The organism is Cupriavidus sp. SS-3 (genome assembly GCF_035818815.1).
In the GTDB taxonomy this organism is placed as follows: Bacteria; Pseudomonadota; Gammaproteobacteria; order Burkholderiales; family Burkholderiaceae; genus Cupriavidus; species Cupriavidus taiwanensis_C.
Genome location: NZ_JAYLVT010000010.1, coordinates 121,060 through 137,879, shown reverse-complemented (window position 1 = coordinate 137,879; position 16,820 = coordinate 121,060). Strand labels below are relative to the sequence as shown.

Annotated in this window: 10 protein-coding genes; 3 read left to right on the top strand and 7 right to left on the bottom strand. The window is 56.7% G+C overall.

Annotated elements, in window-relative coordinates; genetic code table 11:
• The first annotated feature begins 139 nt into the window (after positions 1-139).
• Both gyrB and U9J39_RS17130 read left to right on the top strand, forming a co-directional pair.
• Complete coding sequence (gene gyrB, locus U9J39_RS17135; protein WP_326347593.1) at positions 140-2,665, top strand: DNA topoisomerase (ATP-hydrolyzing) subunit B; 2,526 nt, start codon at positions 140-142, stop codon at positions 2,663-2,665.
• A gap of 229 nt (positions 2,666-2,894) precedes the next feature.
• Complete coding sequence (locus U9J39_RS17130; RefSeq protein WP_326347591.1) at positions 2,895-3,983, top strand: restriction endonuclease; 1,089 nt, start codon at positions 2,895-2,897, stop codon at positions 3,981-3,983.
• A gap of 264 nt (positions 3,984-4,247) precedes the next feature.
• Here U9J39_RS17130 and U9J39_RS17125 read toward each other — a convergent pair whose 3' ends face one another.
• The 7 genes from U9J39_RS17125 to U9J39_RS17095 form a co-directional block, all read right to left on the bottom strand.
• Entirely contained in the window at positions 4,248-5,252 is a 1,005-nt protein-coding gene (locus U9J39_RS17125; protein ID WP_326347590.1) for a DNA cytosine methyltransferase, read from the bottom strand.
• A gap of 176 nt (positions 5,253-5,428) precedes the next feature.
• Entirely contained in the window at positions 5,429-5,893 is a 465-nt protein-coding gene (locus tag U9J39_RS17120) for a very short patch repair endonuclease (protein WP_326347589.1), read from the bottom strand.
• 54 nt (positions 5,894-5,947) lie between these two features.
• On the bottom strand, positions 5,948-7,765 hold the full coding sequence (locus tag U9J39_RS17115) for an AIPR family protein (RefSeq protein ID WP_326347588.1): 1,818 nt from the start codon (positions 7,763-7,765) through the stop codon (positions 5,948-5,950).
• The gene (locus tag U9J39_RS17110) at positions 7,762-8,772 is read right to left on the bottom strand and encodes a PD-(D/E)XK motif protein (protein WP_326347587.1); all 1,011 of its coding nucleotides are present in this window, start codon (positions 8,770-8,772) and stop codon (positions 7,762-7,764) included. The genes U9J39_RS17115 and U9J39_RS17110 overlap by 4 nt, the downstream gene beginning before the upstream one ends.
• On the bottom strand, positions 8,756-11,665 hold the full coding sequence (locus tag U9J39_RS17105) for a Z1 domain-containing protein (RefSeq protein WP_326347586.1): 2,910 nt from the start codon (positions 11,663-11,665) through the stop codon (positions 8,756-8,758). The genes U9J39_RS17110 and U9J39_RS17105 overlap by 17 nt, the downstream gene beginning before the upstream one ends.
• Positions 11,662-13,119, bottom strand: coding sequence for an ATP-binding protein (locus U9J39_RS17100; protein ID WP_326347585.1), 1,458 nt, complete (start codon positions 13,117-13,119; stop codon positions 11,662-11,664). Before U9J39_RS17100 ends, U9J39_RS17105 begins: the two co-directional genes overlap by 4 nt.
• A 32-nt stretch (positions 13,120-13,151) precedes the next feature.
• Complete coding sequence (locus tag U9J39_RS17095; RefSeq protein ID WP_326347584.1) at positions 13,152-15,794, bottom strand: sigma-70 family RNA polymerase sigma factor; 2,643 nt, start codon at positions 15,792-15,794, stop codon at positions 13,152-13,154.
• A 679-nt stretch (positions 15,795-16,473) separates the two neighbouring features.
• On the opposite strand from U9J39_RS17095, the gene U9J39_RS17090 reads away from it, so the two are divergent.
• The gene (locus U9J39_RS17090; RefSeq protein WP_116293920.1) at positions 16,474-16,803 is read left to right on the top strand and encodes a DUF1484 family protein; all 330 of its coding nucleotides are present in this window, start codon (positions 16,474-16,476) and stop codon (positions 16,801-16,803) included.
• The last annotated feature ends 17 nt before the right edge of the window (positions 16,804-16,820 follow it).

The following is a 16,820-nucleotide window of genomic DNA, read 5'->3' as shown; positions in this document are numbered from 1 at the left end:
CGGGGGCAGGATCGTTACGACGATCCGCCCCTTTTGCCGTTTTTAGTAACCCGCCATGCGGACCCATCGCGCCCCGCCGCCGGCATGCCAGCCATGCCCGCCCGGCCCCGATTCCGCATTCGCCGTAAGTAGGAAAGACATGACCGAACAGCAGAAACCGCAACAGGAAAACACCTACGGAGCCTCCTCGATCCAGATCCTGGAAGGCCTGGAGGCGGTACGCAAGCGCCCGGGCATGTATATCGGCGACACGTCGGATGGCACCGGCCTGCACCACCTCGTGTTCGAGGTGCTGGACAACTCCATCGACGAAGCGCTGGCCGGCTACTGCACCGAGATCCAGGTCACCATCCACAGCGACAACTCGATCTCCATCGTCGACAACGGCCGCGGCATCCCGCCCCTGGTCAAGTTCGACGACAAGCACGAACCCAAGCGCAGCGCGGCCGAAATTGCCATGACCGAGCTGCACGCCGGCGGCAAGTTCAACCAGAACAGCTACAAGGTCTCCGGCGGCCTGCACGGCGTGGGCGTGTCCTGCGTGAACGCGCTCTCCAAGTGGCTGCGCCTGACCGTGCGCCGCGACGGCCAGGTCCACCTGATCGAATTCGCCAAGGGCGAAGTGCAGAACCGCATCATCGAGACCGTGCCCGGCCCCGACGGCCAGCCCGTTGAAGTCTCGCCGATGAAGATCACCGGCGCCACCGACAAGCGCGGCACCGAAGTCCACTTCCTGGCCGATGAAGAAATCTTCACCAACGTCGAGTTCCACTACGAGATCCTGTCCAAGCGCATCCGCGAGCTCTCGTTCCTGAACAACGGCGTCCACATCAAGCTGGTCGACCAGCGCACCGGCAAGGAAGAAGACTTTGCCTTCTCCGGCGGCGTGAAGGGCTTTGTCGAGTACATCAACCGCGCCAAGAGCGTGCTGCATCCCAACATCTTCTACGCCAACACCGAAAAAGACGGCATCGGCGTGGAAGTGGCCATGCAGTGGAACGACGGCTACAACGAGCAGGTGCTCTGCTTCACCAACAACATCCCGCAGCGGGATGGCGGCACCCACCTGACCGGCCTGCGCGCCGCGATGACCCGCGTCATCAACAAGTACATCGAAGAAAACGAAGTCGCCAAGAAAGCCAAGGTGGAAACCACCGGCGACGACATGCGCGAAGGCCTGGCCTGCGTGCTGTCCGTAAAGGTGCCCGAGCCCAAGTTCAGCTCGCAGACCAAGGACAAGCTGGTCTCGTCCGAAGTGCGCCTGCCCGTGGAAGAACTGGTCAGCAAGGCCCTGACCGACTTCCTGCTGGAAACGCCCAACGACGCCAAGACCATCTGCGGCAAGATCGTAGACGCCGCCCGCGCCCGCGAAGCCGCCCGCAAGGCCCGCGAAATGACCCGCCGCAAGGGCGTGATGGACGGCATGGGCCTGCCCGGCAAGCTGGCCGACTGCCAGGAAAAAGACCCCGCCCAGTCCGAACTCTTCCTGGTGGAGGGCGACTCCGCAGGCGGCTCCGCCAAGCAAGGCCGCGACCGTAAGTTCCAGGCCATCCTGCCGCTGAAGGGCAAGATCCTGAACGTAGAGCGCGCCCGCTTCGACAAGATGCTGTCCAGCCAGGAAGTGCTGACGCTGATCACCGCGCTGGGCACCGGCATCGGCAAGGACGACTACAACCTGGACAAGCTGCGCTACCACCGCATCATCATCATGACTGACGCGGACGTGGATGGATCGCACATCCGCACGCTGCTGCTGACGTTCTTCTATCGTCAGATGCCTGACATTATCGAGCGCGGGTATGTGTATATCGCGCAGCCGCCGCTGTACAAGATCAAGCATGGGAAGGAAGAGCGGTATATCAAGGATGATGTCGAGCTCAATGCTTATCTGTTGAAGCTGGCGATGGAGAAGGCGTCGCTGGTTCGGCCGGATGGGTCGGAAATCAGCGGGGATGCGCTGACTGAACTGGCGCGTCAGTATCAGCTGACGGAAGGGGTGATTGGTCGCTTGTCTCGCGTTGTTGATACCGACGCGCTGCGGGCTATTGCTGATGGCGTGACGCTGGATCTGGATAGTGCGGCGGCGGCGGAGGCTTCAGCGGTGGCGCTGAAGGCTAAGCTGGCTGAGATGCATGCCAAGACGTTGATTGGGGCGGCCGTGAATGACGACGGCACCGCGGACGTGTACGCACAGTTTGACGAAAAGACCGACAAGCATCGCTTGATGATTGCGCGCCGCCACCATGGCAACGTGCGGTTGTCGCATCTGGATGCGGATTTTGTTCATGGGGCGGATTACGCTGCGCTGTCCAATGCTGCTAAGACGTTCCAGGGCCTGACGCCGGAAGGTACCAAGGTGCAGCGTGGTGAAGGTGAAAAGCTGCGGGATCAGACTGTCAACGACTTCCACGGGGCTATGCAATGGTTGCTGGCTGAGGCTGAGCGTGGGGTTTCGCGACAGCGCTATAAGGGTCTTGGTGAGATGAACCCTGAGCAGCTGTTTGAGACGACGCTGGATGTTACGCAGCGGCGTCTGCTGAAGGTGCAGATTGAGGATGCTATTGCGGCGGATCAGATTTTCACCACGCTGATGGGGGATGAGGTGGAGCCGCGTAGGAACTTTATTGAATCCAATGCGTTAGTGGCGCGGAATATTGATGTTTGATTTGTGACAGCCGGATTTGGCTGTAACTTCAAATAAGGCCAGCGTTGTTCGACGCTGGCTTTTTATTTGGCCCCGATTGACAATCGTTTCGATTTCAATAATAAAATAGCAAAATATAAGAAAAGAAATCGGGGTAGGCGCATTGACACAATATAGTGGGGAAGATCTTTCGTCGGCGGATCTGATCGTTGACGCTGTATACAAGGGATATCGAACGGAGCGGGGCGGGATGGCGGACCCCCTGGTGCCACTCGTGGGGGTTAGCCGACAAGGCGGATTCCGCTACCGAGGGACTAACAAAGAGCCGGCCTTACTTGTTTTAACCTCCAACTTGGCCGAGCCTGATTGGCCCGATGAGCTCGATCCAACGACAGGGCGCTTTGTCTATTATGGTGACAACAGAGAGCCTGGCCGCCAGCTTCATGACACTCCAAGGTATGGCAATCTTCTGCTAAGACATGTGTTCGAATTGGCGCATATGGGGTGTCGCGACAGAGTGCCGCCTATCCTGGTCTTCACCACTGAGAGCCCTGGCAGATCGTTTCGGTTTCGTGGTCTAGCTGTACCCGGTCATCCGGCCATGCCTTCAACAGAAGATCTAGTGGCAATATGGAAGACTGCCGGCAACGAGCGATTCCAGAACTATCGCGCAGTCTTCACTATTCTAGATGCCGCAGTGATCGATCGGACTTGGATTCACGCGGTAGGCAGCGGTACAGAGCATGCTGATAACGCGCCAACCGCTTGGCGAACTTGGGTATCGACAGGTGTGGTAAAACCATTGGAGGCGCCAAGAACGCACCTCGTAAGGACCAAGCGCCAACAATTGCCTTCGAGCGACGAAGACTGTGCATTAATTGAAGTAATCAAGAAGCAATATCATCACAATGCATTCGGCTTTGAGGTTTGTGCCGCGGCAATCGTTAGGCTGCTCTTGCAGAATGTTGTTCGTATCGATTTGACTCGTCCGTGGCGAGACGGTGGTCGTGACGGAATAGGAACGCTTCGTCTTGGTCGTGGAGCCGCATCAATTGAGGCTGCTTTTGCACTTGAGGCGAAATGCTACAGCAACACAAATGCGGTAGGTGTTACTCACGTGTCTCGCTTAATTAGTCGTATTAAGCATCGAGAGTTCGGGGTATTAGTGACTACTTCCTATGTGGACTCACAAGCCTATAAGGAGGTTGTGGATGATGGTCATCCAGTAATTTTCGTCACTGCTCGCGATATTGTTCAGTTGTTACGAGACGCAGGCTATAGCACTCCTTCGCTAGTAAATCAATGGCTCGAAGGGCTCACTCTCACCGTGAATAGCTGATCGAATTTCACTACATATGAAGATCCAATTTCCTTGAAACGAATAATGCATGTCAGGATAAAACGACACTTTTGTGCGAGCTGATCAGGAAGCTCGCTGCGGGGAAAGCAATAAAGGAAACACGCGTAAAGGTCCGCTGATCTGATTAGCTCTAAGAGCTCCACATTCGACCGTGAAATGTCGTTGTAGATGGTCATTGAGCCATTCCTCCAAGTAGAGATCCAGACAGTCTGCAACTCTACCGGGTGAATTCATAAGCTTAGCCTAAGCCAATGCTGCATTCACGGCGCGAATATCCTTTACGGACTGCTTCTGCGATTTCCCAATCCATTTGAAGATAGCAGTCATCACATCCGAGCAAACGCCATTACCACAGAGCTTCACTTTGTCCCTGCGATTTCCAAATGGCAGCTGGTGCTTCTGGTGAGCACTCATTGCTGTTACCAACTCAGCCGGCTGAAGCATCCTCATATATGGAACGTCACCACGCCAAGTGACTAAAGCAAAGCGATCTACGGTAGTTACCGTTCGTAGAGGGACATCCAGAGTTTGCCATCCACCAGCATAGTCAGAGCCGTAGTAGACAATAATGAACGGCACCCTGCGCCCCAGTGCAGCAATAGCTCGCTGGGCTCTATCAAGGGTTGCCTGTGCGCGTCCGGCCCGATAGAGGGGTGTTGTTCTGTATCCGGCCTTCCAGTCAATCACATCATGTGCGGTCTTGGCACTGCGCTTAACCATGCCCTTCAGCTGCTCGCCGGTTACGGTCGTCTGAAGTCTGTCACAAATTAAGAACATACGGCGTCGCGCTTGTGCTGAGCCGAAATCAGCAGAATTCAGAACTAAGTCGCTGACCCTATAGCCCAACTTCTCGATGGTCTGCACCAGCTCATCATGCCGATCCCACTTCTTCATGCGGTTGACGTTCTCGACAATGACCCAGCGAGGTTTCATTGCCTCAACCCATGGGACGATACCAATGGCTGTCTCGCGGCTACTTTCCAAACCTGGTTTGGCGCCGCGTGCAATTGAGTGTGATGTGCATTCTGGGGATGTCAGCAGAACATCCGGCCGGTATTTGCGGCCGAGCGCAGAAATATCAACGTTCTCGATGCGCTCTGTAATGATTGCCGCGTCAGGAAAATTGGCCTTATAAGTCCGTGTAGCTAAGTCCCAGGCATCCAGGCCAAGCAAAGGGATGCCGCCGCCCTGGACAGCACCGCGCGCTCCAAATCCTGCGCCACAGAACAAATCTACAAAGGATGGCATGGTATCTCGCGCGCCCAGGTCTAAGGTGAAGGTAGGCGTTCGCCTGGCGGCGAGTATACCCCAAGTACTTGGGAGTAGGATGCGTCTCCGCGCTCTGAACGGCAGCTCTCGCCGCTCAAGATGAGGCGGGAGGGAGCGCAACCAACCGTTGTGTCAGCGCAAGCCCAATGATTTTTCTATGAAGTGTTACGGGTACTTGGTGGAATCTCTCCGACGTCATCGTCGGAGTCAAGCCAGTTAAGGACTCGCTGCCCGAGCGTGGGTGCAATGCGTGCGTCACGTGTCGCGCACTCCCATACTGTCAGTACTCGCCAGCCGGACGTGCGCAAGGCCTCCACAACCCTGTGATCGCGCTCGACATTCCCGCTAAGCTTCGTGTGCCAGAAGTCCGTATTAGAGCTGGGCATCTTCGCAAATTTGCACCCTGAGTGCATGTGCCAAAAGCAGCCATGTACAAACACGGCTACCTTTCTGCCTGGTAAAACAATATCCGGCGCACCCGGCAAGTCCTTGCGATGAAGGCGGAAACGCAATCCGGCTGCGAACATAACACGGCGGACAAGCATTTCCGGCTTTGTTCCCTTGCCCCGGATTCCCGCCATCATCCTGCTGCGCGTTTCTGAATCAACGACGTCCGCCATTGCAAAGCCACCACTTTGCTCAACTCACGAAGTACTTCCCTGGTAGCCAAGTATTCAGGCTACTTTGGCCCGCTCAGACACCTTGGTCGCCAACACGGTCTTGAGTTCCGGAATGTTTGTCGCTGCCTCGGAGTAGCCGTAGTTCATGACGACATCTTTGCATTCAGCTCGCTTGGCCCATTCAGAGATCATACGCCCCGCCGCTGTCGCATGCAGTACGTCGTTGACTTCCTTCGCCCAGGTTGCGATTTGAGATAGCAGCTCGGGAGAAACAGCCTGGTTCGCCCAAACATGCTCCAAATCGAGACGACTGCCCAGCTTATCGGAGATCACGGAGATAGTGTATGCGGTGATATTGGCCTGGAAGGCTTGGAACATGGGACGCAAGAGTTTCTGCGCGTCTCGGTAGATCTTTGCCTTTGCGACCATCGATTTGAAATCTGCGACAGTCGGAAGAGGCACATCTTGACCGTCGACCGGCGAGAGTGCCGCCATGAAGCGATCGAAATTCTTCTGCGACCCAAGGCTAACGATATCCGGTTTTCGGTCCCAGGCATTCAGATACCTGGCAAGGTCAGTCTTGGTGATGCGCCGAGCGGTAGGGATCGCCTCCTTTAGAGCTTTAAGCCTCGCGGGCGTGCTTCCTTCACGAGCCAGCAATGTGTTATAGCTTCCAGCGGCGCGTTCGTAGAACCACTGACCGACACCGTCGGGGCAGTAGACCGAGCGCGATAGTTTTTCGATTTCGACGTGGAAGGGCTTGTTTGCTGAAAGATCGGATTGCCGGACGGCGTTCTGGCTGTTGGCAAAGCGCGAGATGTCCGAGACCAGCGCTTCCTCCTTGGCCGAGTCCTGAGCCTTCATCACGATGATCTTTGCCGGCACTCTTACACGGCTGAGGTCCGTTTCTGGATACTTCTTTCTTGTGAAATAAAGCGAGGCAGTAGTCTGGCCGCCATTGACGATTTGTAGGCCCTTCAACCAAGCGATGCCAGAGGCGCCGTCCTCAGCTTTGCCGAGGCGCATTTCGTCGGCCACAATCACGATACCGTTGTTGTAGGCCATGAAGCGCTCCGGAGCCGTGCGCAGAGTGTTTTGGATGCCGGAATTAACTCCTTTCCCTTTGACGCTGAGGAAGGACCGGACGTTGGCTTCAAGTAGGCGTGCGCCGAACTTTTCATAGAGCAGTCGCAAAGCGTCGCCCGGAATGGCCGTCATTGCGTAGTCGTAGTCGTCGTTCTGGCCGGGCACAAAAATACAGGGTAGCGGAGCGCCAGAAACGTCGGTGAAGTCCACGACCAGTTCGTCGCGTGGCTTACCTTCGGACCAATGTCGATACAGCCGCTCGATGTCCATCACTTCTAAGCGCACTGCCTTACCACCGATATCACGTGTCCTAAAGCTCTTGGACCTGGCTACTCGATCTGTGATGACGTAGACACGGATCTGCTCCAGGTCGTTATAGATAGCCTGAAGCGTCTCGGCCAGCGAGCGCACGTCACTGGACGGATCAAGCTTCGGCGCCATCTTGCCCTCAGCGCAATGCGTCAGGAAACGCAGGCACTGTTCGACGGCTGTCTTGGTTTCTGAATCCGGGATGGGTGTAGGAGCGTCAACGCCCGAATAGAGGCTGACGAACAGATCTAGCTGGTCGCTATCGTCGGACACTGAATAGCCGCTCAGCCTTAGGTTCGCATTACCAACTTTCCCTTCGAAGTGGCACTCGACCGGTTCGAAGGTCATGCCAATCTCGGACATGTGATCCATCACGATTCCAGCGAATACCAGTTCTTCATACAGCGCTCCGTCTCGCATCTGCGAACGAACCGCTTCCTGCGTCTCGCGCAGGAACTCCGACAGGTTCAAACTCATATCGCCCCCAATTTCTTCAGTGCATGTACTGTTGTAACGTTGTCGCCGCCGGCCTTTCCTAGATCAATTTCATAGGTGGCACGAGTTATCCCGGCGGGCACCCTGCCAAAGGTCAGCCTAGGAAAGTCGTCTTGAACTTCGATCACCAGCGTCTCGGCGAGTGCGAATCGCCGGGCATATCGCTCCGCGTGCGCGTCGAAATACCCAGCCGCGAGCAGCCGCTCGCTAAAAAGGCGCTCGGCCTCGGCATCGTCGCTGCATGACTTGCGTATTGCGGCGATCAAGTCAGGTAGCCTTAGGCCACTCTCGTTCTGCCGAAAGCGAACGCCGACAAGGAATAGCGGCTGGCGTATCGAGTCATCAAGTTGATCGAGCGAGCCAATCCTGGCGGGAAAGCCGTCGGCCGATAGCGTGGCCTTGACCTCCAAAGCCCCGGTGCCGAGTTCGAAGTCCTGACGGGCATCGAGCGGCCCCACCCACGACTCGACGGCGACTGCCAACGGTACAGCTCCATCGATGATTGTTCGAAGTACCGTGAGCTCTCCAACCAGACCGATCTCTGCTTCGGGGCTGAGCAAATAGGAACCCTTGCGCATGAACTCCTGCCATGCACCGACCCGTTTGATGAAGATCTGCAACAGTTTGGCGTCGCCGGTTCCGTTCGCGGCTGATTCGTCCAGAGCTCCTACCACGTCGCAGGCCATGGCCAGGAAGAGTTCCGTGCTGCCTGCGGCCCTGCGAGTCAGAGCAAGCCAGAGCCGGTCCGTGCTGTCGGGTTCGGTTTGCTCGACTGCGAAGCCTTGCCCCTCGGGCAGCTTTTCGGAAGTTGCCAATTGGACTGAAGGGAAGCCAAGCAAGATCGCCTCGGCGTTGTCAGGCGAGCGCCTGCCGGCGCGCAAACCCACTGAGCCGGCAGAAGGCAGGGCGATTGTATGCCAACCCGGCGCGGAGTCGTCGCCGGACAGCGACGACCACGCCATCACAAACTCGTCACTCGGACGGGCCATATTCCTGCATCCAGTAAAGTAGGTTGACTTCGTATTCCACGCTGATTGGGTTCTTGCTAGCTGGAAAGGCGATAGCGAAGGCCATGATGGGCTTGTTCCACCCGGGAACGATGAGCCTTTCCGGCTTGCCGTCCCTGTAAAAATGGGGAGTGAGTGGATAGAGCAGCAGCAGTCCACGGTCCACCTCGCCGCCTAGTTCTCCACGTGCTTCGCGAATACCTTTACCGCTGGGCGCTGTCGGGGGCGAGTTGCGGCCTCGCGCGGGATCAGGTTTCCAGGCTGCCCGGGTAAGCGCGAGGGCATGACGCCAAGTATCATCATCCACGTCGATACCTTCGTCCTTCGGGTCGGTGAGCACACCGATGGCAAAGTTTTTGGGATCCAGTTTTTCAGGCTCGACAGGATCCTCTGTCTTGCGAATGAAAAATTCTTCGACCGCGGATGCACCTGGAAATGCATGTGCATTACCAATGCCGTCGCCGCCACCAAGCAGCGCGACGCTCCACTCCCTCAATTGCCCGGTGTCCACCATCTTGGCGATAAATTCGGCAAGCACGGCAGCCTTGGCACTCGTTGCATTGGGATGCGTTGTGTAGGCTTCAAGGAATGCGAGCACTTTGGACACGTCCACATTCTTCCAGAGGCGCGCGTTTGGCCAGGAGTCGGCGTCACCATCGCGGGCGTACTTTGGTGCTTTATCCCAGCGATTGCCGAGCGAGGCGATCAAGGCATCTGTGGCTTCCAGGTTTTGCTGCTGAACTTTGGCATCACGATGGAAGAGGATGGTCTGCGGGCGCGTGCCACTATAGGTCAGAGATAGTGTCTCAGAATTCCGCATCTTCAAGGGCGAAGTGACTGTGAGCACTTCATGCGACATCACCTTGAGACCATATTGTTCCGGTGTAAGCTTAGCCTCCGCCATGAAATCAAACTCTTCGCGCAGCTCTTCCGATGCGTCGGCAATGTGGCCAAACCACTTCACCAAGTCTGGCGAAGTGTAGAGACGGCATAGGTCGAGGTAGCCGGGACGATAGCCGAACCAGCGGCCCATCTGCATGAGCGTGTCATACATCTTGGTGGTTCGGACAAAGTAGCTCACGCACAGGCCTTCAAGTGTCAGGCCACGGGCCAGCTTATCGCCGCCCACAGCGATAACTTTGAGCGCTGCGCCTGGCGTTGCGTAGTCGAGCGCATCCTTCGCGGTGCCATTGATGGAGCGAACTTCGATATCGTTGAGAATATCAGGCAGCGTGGCAAGCACATCGTCCCAGCTGGGCATTTCGGGCGGGCGCTCTTCGGGGGGAGAGAGCTCGGAAACTTTTTGAGTGATCGAAATGAAATCGTCCGCCCAGAGCTTCCGCAATTGATCGAGCAAGCCGTCCGCGTCGTTGTTACGAGTAATCTTTTGGCGCATCCTCCGCACAGCTTCTTCGACTTGGTCTCGAACTTGGCTTTGCACATCCACATATCTAGTAACGTGAATCAGCATGGAGCTGTGATCGTTCCCTTGCCCACGCAGCTCGCGCGCTGCGCAGGCTAGGACGAAGGAGCAGATGGCTTCGCGCAGTGAGGGCGGAATGACCTCTTGTCCGTTGTGGGTCGGCACATGGTTCTTCTTGTGCTTGGGCGGCATCCATCCAAAATCCGTTTTCGGGTCGTAGTGGTCAAGGATGTGCCGGGAGAGTGGGAGGGCGCCCATCCGTCCCTCTTTGGTCATCTTGCCGAACATGCGTGCGGGACCAACATAGTTCGACGGCGCGGCGAGGTTGATGATGAACGAGCGAGGGAAGAGGTCGGGACCTTCGTTCTTTGTCGCACCTTTGTGATGGATGAAGATGTTGGCGAAAGGCGTGGCCGTGTAGCCGACGTAGGCCTTTCGGGTGAAGGCGTGCAAGATTTGCCGAATGAGGCTGTTAATAGTTTTTGGCTGGTGTTCTTCGTCCGGTGTTCCGTCATCGTTGAACATCTGTTCGCCCGTATCCACGGAAGCGTTGTCCGCCTCGTCGTCGATCATGAGAAGTGGCAGCTTTGTCACTAGCTTGCGGTCACTGGCTGCAACTGGGGTATCACCCACACGAGTCTGAATCCAATTCAGTAGCGCGGTGAGCACTGTCTTCTGCTTCTTGACGACGAATAGCCATGGTCGCTCTTCTGGGGAAATGCCGCGGAAGTGTTTGGCGATGGCTTTGTTGAAATCGCCGTTTTCCGAGCGCGTGGTCGCCGAGTTGGTCTTCAAATCCTCACCGAATTCGGCCACACCGATTGGTATGCCGGCGTCGCGGTCGATAGTGGTCTCGTAACCCAGGAAGCTCTCTTCGAGCCGCACCTGAGTCTGCGAGCGCAGATTGTTATGCATGCCCGCGAGCACGATGATGATCTTGTAGCCAGCATCGGCTGCCTTGCAGATGAGTCCGGAGTAGTTGCTGGTTTTGCCCGATTGCACATGACCTACAACAAGGCCGCGACGGTCCCAAGGGTCGGCCCGTTGCGGATCCTCGAGCAGTCCGAGGATGTCGTCGGTAGCCTCGTCCAGGCCCTCAACTACGGTGTCGGAAAGCTTAGATTCAAGGAAATCCCTATACCGTCGCCAGTAATGCCAATCGCGCTTGCGCGCGGCCGTAAGCCAATCGAAATGCCCGGTGTTGTCCTTCAGGGCGGTGGCCTTGCCGATCCAATGACTGAAGCGCTGAATTAGCGTGCTAACAGCCTTGCCTTGATCCACCGCGTTTGGCGAGTCACCCGCGAACATCATCGCCGCCAGGTGAACCTTCTCGGCAATGAAGGATGGGGTTATTTTCGACTTGTCCTTTTCAGCCTTCAGCAATCTTTGCGCGGTGGCAATAACGTTTTCGAGCAGTTCCGCTTGCGCGACGGCCTCTTCTGCTACGGTCATTTGTTCCTCTCTAGCTTGGAGATCAGCGTTGGGTACTTCTGGAAGGGTTCGGTTCTAAGCATCCTCTTTCTGGCCTCTTCGACGTTCAAGCCCTTACGCTCGATCAGATCGTTGAAGAGTACGCTTGCGACCTCAATCACAGCTGCATTGGGTTCACCTTCGAAGGAAGTCCTCGGGGTTTCCTTGTTCTCCACTGTGTCCAGCCAGATGCGCTGCACTGGGACTGTTTCTTCAATCACGCGAAGCATTGCTAGCACAACCCGTTTCTGTGCGCCGCTTCCGTCCAAAACCGCGGCCACGGACGGATGCGATTCGTCGATCCGATATCGCAATCCGGTTCTTAACCTCTCGACTCGCCAAGCCTGCTCGATCGGCTGATTGCCTGCGGCGGGGACCGGCGAACCGCGGTAGGCAAACACTCGTCGCGCACGATCACGAGTGTTTTCGGCCAATCTAGTGAGCCAAGGCCGTAGAGACACAGGCGGCCGCGCCGTCGACTTGCGGACATCAATCTTCCAGTCGGCGTCGGCAGTGTTGGGAATGTCCAGGCGGATGCGTGCCAAACGATGAGCTTCTTCCCTGTTCCACGCACGCGAATTGCCTAGACCCAGCCATCCTCCAGCCACCAGGAGACGCTCGTTTCTGTACACATAGAAGCCTTGCTGGGCTGTCCAGCCGGACGGGCCAGCGTTGTCGTCGAACTCGGTATTGGTGAGTTTGTCGCGGTGAGGCAAGACATGACACTGGACCGAAACGCTCCCATACTTCGTTTGGTGCTTGGTGACCGGCGAAGCCCAGGGCTTGGCGGGATGTCCTGCCATGAACGGATCCCACGGTGAAACCTGGCGACCGTTGAGAAGCAACTTGAGCTTGGCGCTTGGACCTTGAATGAGTCGATGAAAGACCATTGCCAAGTGTGATTCGACGTTGTCGATGAGGTCGTTAAAGTTGTCGACGGTGTGGTCAGCAGTCACGACTCGGTCGAGTGACTCCCATAGCACGAGAGTTCCAGCCTTCAGACTTTCCAAGCTGGAGAGAAATGCATGGGAGCCTTCAGCTGGACCTTCATACAGAAGCCAGTCGTTGTCGGGATTAAGGGCTATTGCGTCCAAATCCCATCGCAGACAGCTTTGGACGCCATCTCTAACGCTCGCGACGGTCAACCGACGGCACTGGGAGAGCGAGGCGGTCTTTAGGCCCATGCCAAAGCGTCCCAGGTCACTCGCATCCCGCACGGCCAAGGGGTCTTTGTCTCCTAGGCGCATCGCTCCTTCGAGTTCCCCATCGTTCATGCCTCGGCCATTGTCAAGGATCGCGATGCGACTGCTTGGGCCATCCCATTTGAAGTCAATACGCACCTCTGTCGCGTTAGCGGAGATGCTGTTATCCACGATGTCTGCAAGGGCTGTCGCCGTCGAATAGCCCAGTCCGCGGAGCGATTCGAGCATTGCCATGGCACGCGGTGGTGCCTTCCGGGTTTTTTGCGTCATATCCAGTAGCCCTTTCCGGGCCAGGACTTGAATCCGAATTTGAGCAGCTGGCGAGCCAGCAGTCGTTTTGGTTTATCTGAAGTGCCTACCAAATTCACCCAAATCTTCCCCGATTGACCATCGCGTTCATCGTCGATCGCGACGCCGAGTTGCGCGGCACGCGCCAGAAGTTGCCCGAGGCGTGAAGAATGTCCTGCGCGGGTATTGGGGTTTCCAGGGGTGGACTTGAAATCAACCTCGGGAGGGCGCAGACCGAGCTCCTCGGATTGGTCGGTAGACTCAACGTCGGGGATTGAATTGCCCTCAACTACAGCTTTGCTTCTTTCACTGACCTTAGTGATACCAAGGGCGGTTCTCGCAAAGGCGTCTCGTCTATTGGGACGACTTAGTTTTTGGAGGGCCTTGGTTTCGATTTGCCTGACACGCTCGCGGGTGACCTCGTAGCGCTGGCCAACTTCCTCCAGCGTCAGTGCGTCAGGCGTGCCAATTCCATAGCGCATGCGGATGATCTGTTCTTCCTTGCGTGTCAACGTGGCGAGGAAGTCATCGATCGACCGACGGAGTTCGGTCGCGTACACGCGGTTCTCGGGAGATTGTAATGCGAGATTCTCACTGGTCTCGACAGCAATTAAATCATCGACTGAAACTTCATGGATGGGCAAGGGCGCAGGTGCTATGTGATAAAGTGCGGCAACCTTATGTGCGGGCATCTCCATGCTCGCCGCGATTTCTTCAGGATTTGGTTCTCGCCCAAAAATTGAATCGAACGTCAGCATTTCTCGTTGGAGGCGCTGAAGCTTCGCGTAGACATGGACCGGGACGCGGATGGTTCTGCCTTTGTCGGCAATATATCGTCCGATATGCTGACGGATCCACCAGCTTGCGTAAGTGGAGAATTTGAATCCGCGTCGCCAATCATAGCGCTCGACGGCTTTTAGAAGGCCGAGATTTCCTTCCTGGGTTAAATCATCCAGGGGCTCCCCACAGTATTGATGTTTTTGCGCAATATGAAATACCAACCTTAGGTTGGCACTCATCATCGCATCTCGCGCTCGCTTATAGCTGCGCATGGTCCGAGCATATCGAATGCCAGCCTCGGATGTTTTCGCAGCGTCGTTGTCTGCCAAAACTAATAGAAAATCGCGAGTGAGCCGGAGCGCTGCTAGGGCGTCACGGGCAGCGTGCCAAGAAGGTCCGTGCCCGTTGGTACTAATGGGGAGGATGCTTAACCGATCGAGAGCTTCTGCAAATGTCGCTTCGTAAAGTTGCGGTGAAATCTCAATCGGAGATTCGTCATTGTCCTCCGGGACGCTTTCTTCCAAATCGAGCAACGCCGGACTTGCATCCACATCGTCCGCAAAGGATGGCTCAATGTCGGATACTCCACCGAGCGACATCCACGTCAGCGGGCGCAGGCCATTCTTGACCTTGAGTCCAGCGGTCAGTGTCCATTGGACACCTTGAGGCCAAGCCGCCAGGGCATCTAGGGCGGCGGCCAAGGCGCCCTCCATGGCTTTACCAAGTTCGACCTCTTCGTTCGCAGAGATTAGTCGTAGGCGTTGAAACTCTCGTTGATACAGTCGCAGCGGCTCGTTGCGAGGTGAGATCGCGCTATCCATAGCGGCCAGCGCCTCGTCAATGATCTTTTCTTCACTGCTCGTTTCGTCAGGCCTCACAAAAACCTTGAAGCTCTCGAATGCTGTAGCGTATTCGAAGCGTTCATCCACCTCCGCTCCGAGGTCATTTAGTATTCTGATCAGCAGCCGTTCTGCTTCGGGGTTACACAATCGGTCAGCACTAATTGCCAGGTCCGCCACGTCCAGGCTTGGCACACTACCCTCACGAATAGCGCGAAGCAAAAGCGTGCGTATTTGTGTGCGAGTTTCCTCGTCATCCACACGAGCGAGCGGCAAAGCTTGCTCGGGCAAGTAGGCATCAATGTCGTCCCATTCTGCCGAAGAGTCGATCGGCTCATGGTTGGAGATGGCGAGTTGAATCGCATCGGCGGCTTTCACGACCGATATGTCGACCTCAGGGGGAAGACATTCTTCTTCGGCCTCCCATTCTGACAAGTCGAATTCCGAGAGCTCGTCGGAATCGATCATTGTACTGACGGCGGCGGTAATGTTCGCGCTATCCAAAGGTGATCCGAGCGTTTTCGTCGCGGGGGGGCCTTTGCCTTCCTCGGGAGTCATTTGGATGGGATCCAAAAAGTTGGAGCGCCTTACAATGGGAAGGGGATCTAGGTCCGGCTCGGGTTGGTGAGGAGAGCGCAACTCTTGGGCGATCCCTAGTATTGCGGCAGCCTCATGTGCACTAGCTGCGAGGGCAATCGCATGAGCTGTGCGCCCCGACGGGTCTAACAATGCATTGCTGGCGCCAGCGTCGAGGAGTAGTTTGCAGATGGAGGCTCTGTTGCGAGCCGCAGCCAGCATGAGAGGCGTCATGCCGCTGCCATCGCGAGCGTCAAGATCATCGCCTCGGTCGATGTGGATTTGAACTGCACTTTCGACGCCGGCCATTACCGCCATTCGGAGGAAACGGTTGAGAGGCTCAGGGCCGGCAACGTTTGTCTCTCGCGTTCGCATATTGCTGTTGCCTTTGTCGACCGCGGAATCCTTCATCGCCTTGATGTCCAATCCGCCAAACTTCTTTGCGCGGCCCGCATTTCTCGAGTCGCGATGGCCCGCTTGGCGGAAGGATCTCGTTGCACATTGGCAATGCGGATCTGCTGAGGCTGCTGTCCCACGTCCTGCAAACGTGCCGGAAACCAGGTGCCATGGAAAGGGACGAGAATCAGGCCAGCGCCACGAGCAAAGGTCTCGTGAATTACTCTTCGCCAAATCGACTCGTTCTTCGGAGACATGACCGCTTCTTCTAATTTTTTCGGATGCAAGTAGCCGCTAACAGGGATAGCAGGTTTGTAACACACTGTTACTGGCATTCTACCTTCTTATTCCGCGTTTTCCACCTTCATGAATTCCAGGTAGGTCCGTGGGCATTGCACCTTCCGCGGCCGATGACAATCCGCATCTCGCTTTGAGAGTTTGCGCATAGCTCCGTGAAGGCCTTATGGCGAGACTGATGTGTCGCCACCAGAATGGTCGACCAGGTTTGACAGCCTGACCAACACACCGGACGAGCAGCGAAGCGGTATCCTCTCGTCTTTCGCCAGCACACGCCCATACGGGCGGGCCGCGGCGGGGGAGCCTTCTGGCTCGCCGGTTTGTGTGTGCCGGTCTGTCAACCCTGCCCTGTGCTCGCCCACCCGATTGACAGCGGACGGCGAGCCTCCATCTCTTACACACGGAGGTCGCAATGACTAGCACCACCCCGGCTCCCCAAGAGCCCACCCTCGCCCAAAAGCAAGCTCAACTAGCCGAAAACCTGGCCAAAGTTGACCGCGCCCAGTTCCGCCGCCGCGCCAAGGCTGCCCCACCGCAACCCAGCAAAGCCGTCACCCTCGAGGACCACATCCTCGAAGTCAGCGACGACCTTCTACGCGTCAGCGCAGGCTTCCAGTCCGTCCTGACCTTGCTGGACCTGCAGGCCGGCGATATCCCTGACAGCATCGGCCTGCACGCCCTGATTTCGCCGCTTAAGCGGCAGATCGACCGGTGCGCTGATCGCCTGCAGGCGCTTGCTTGACGAGGGACAGGCCTGCG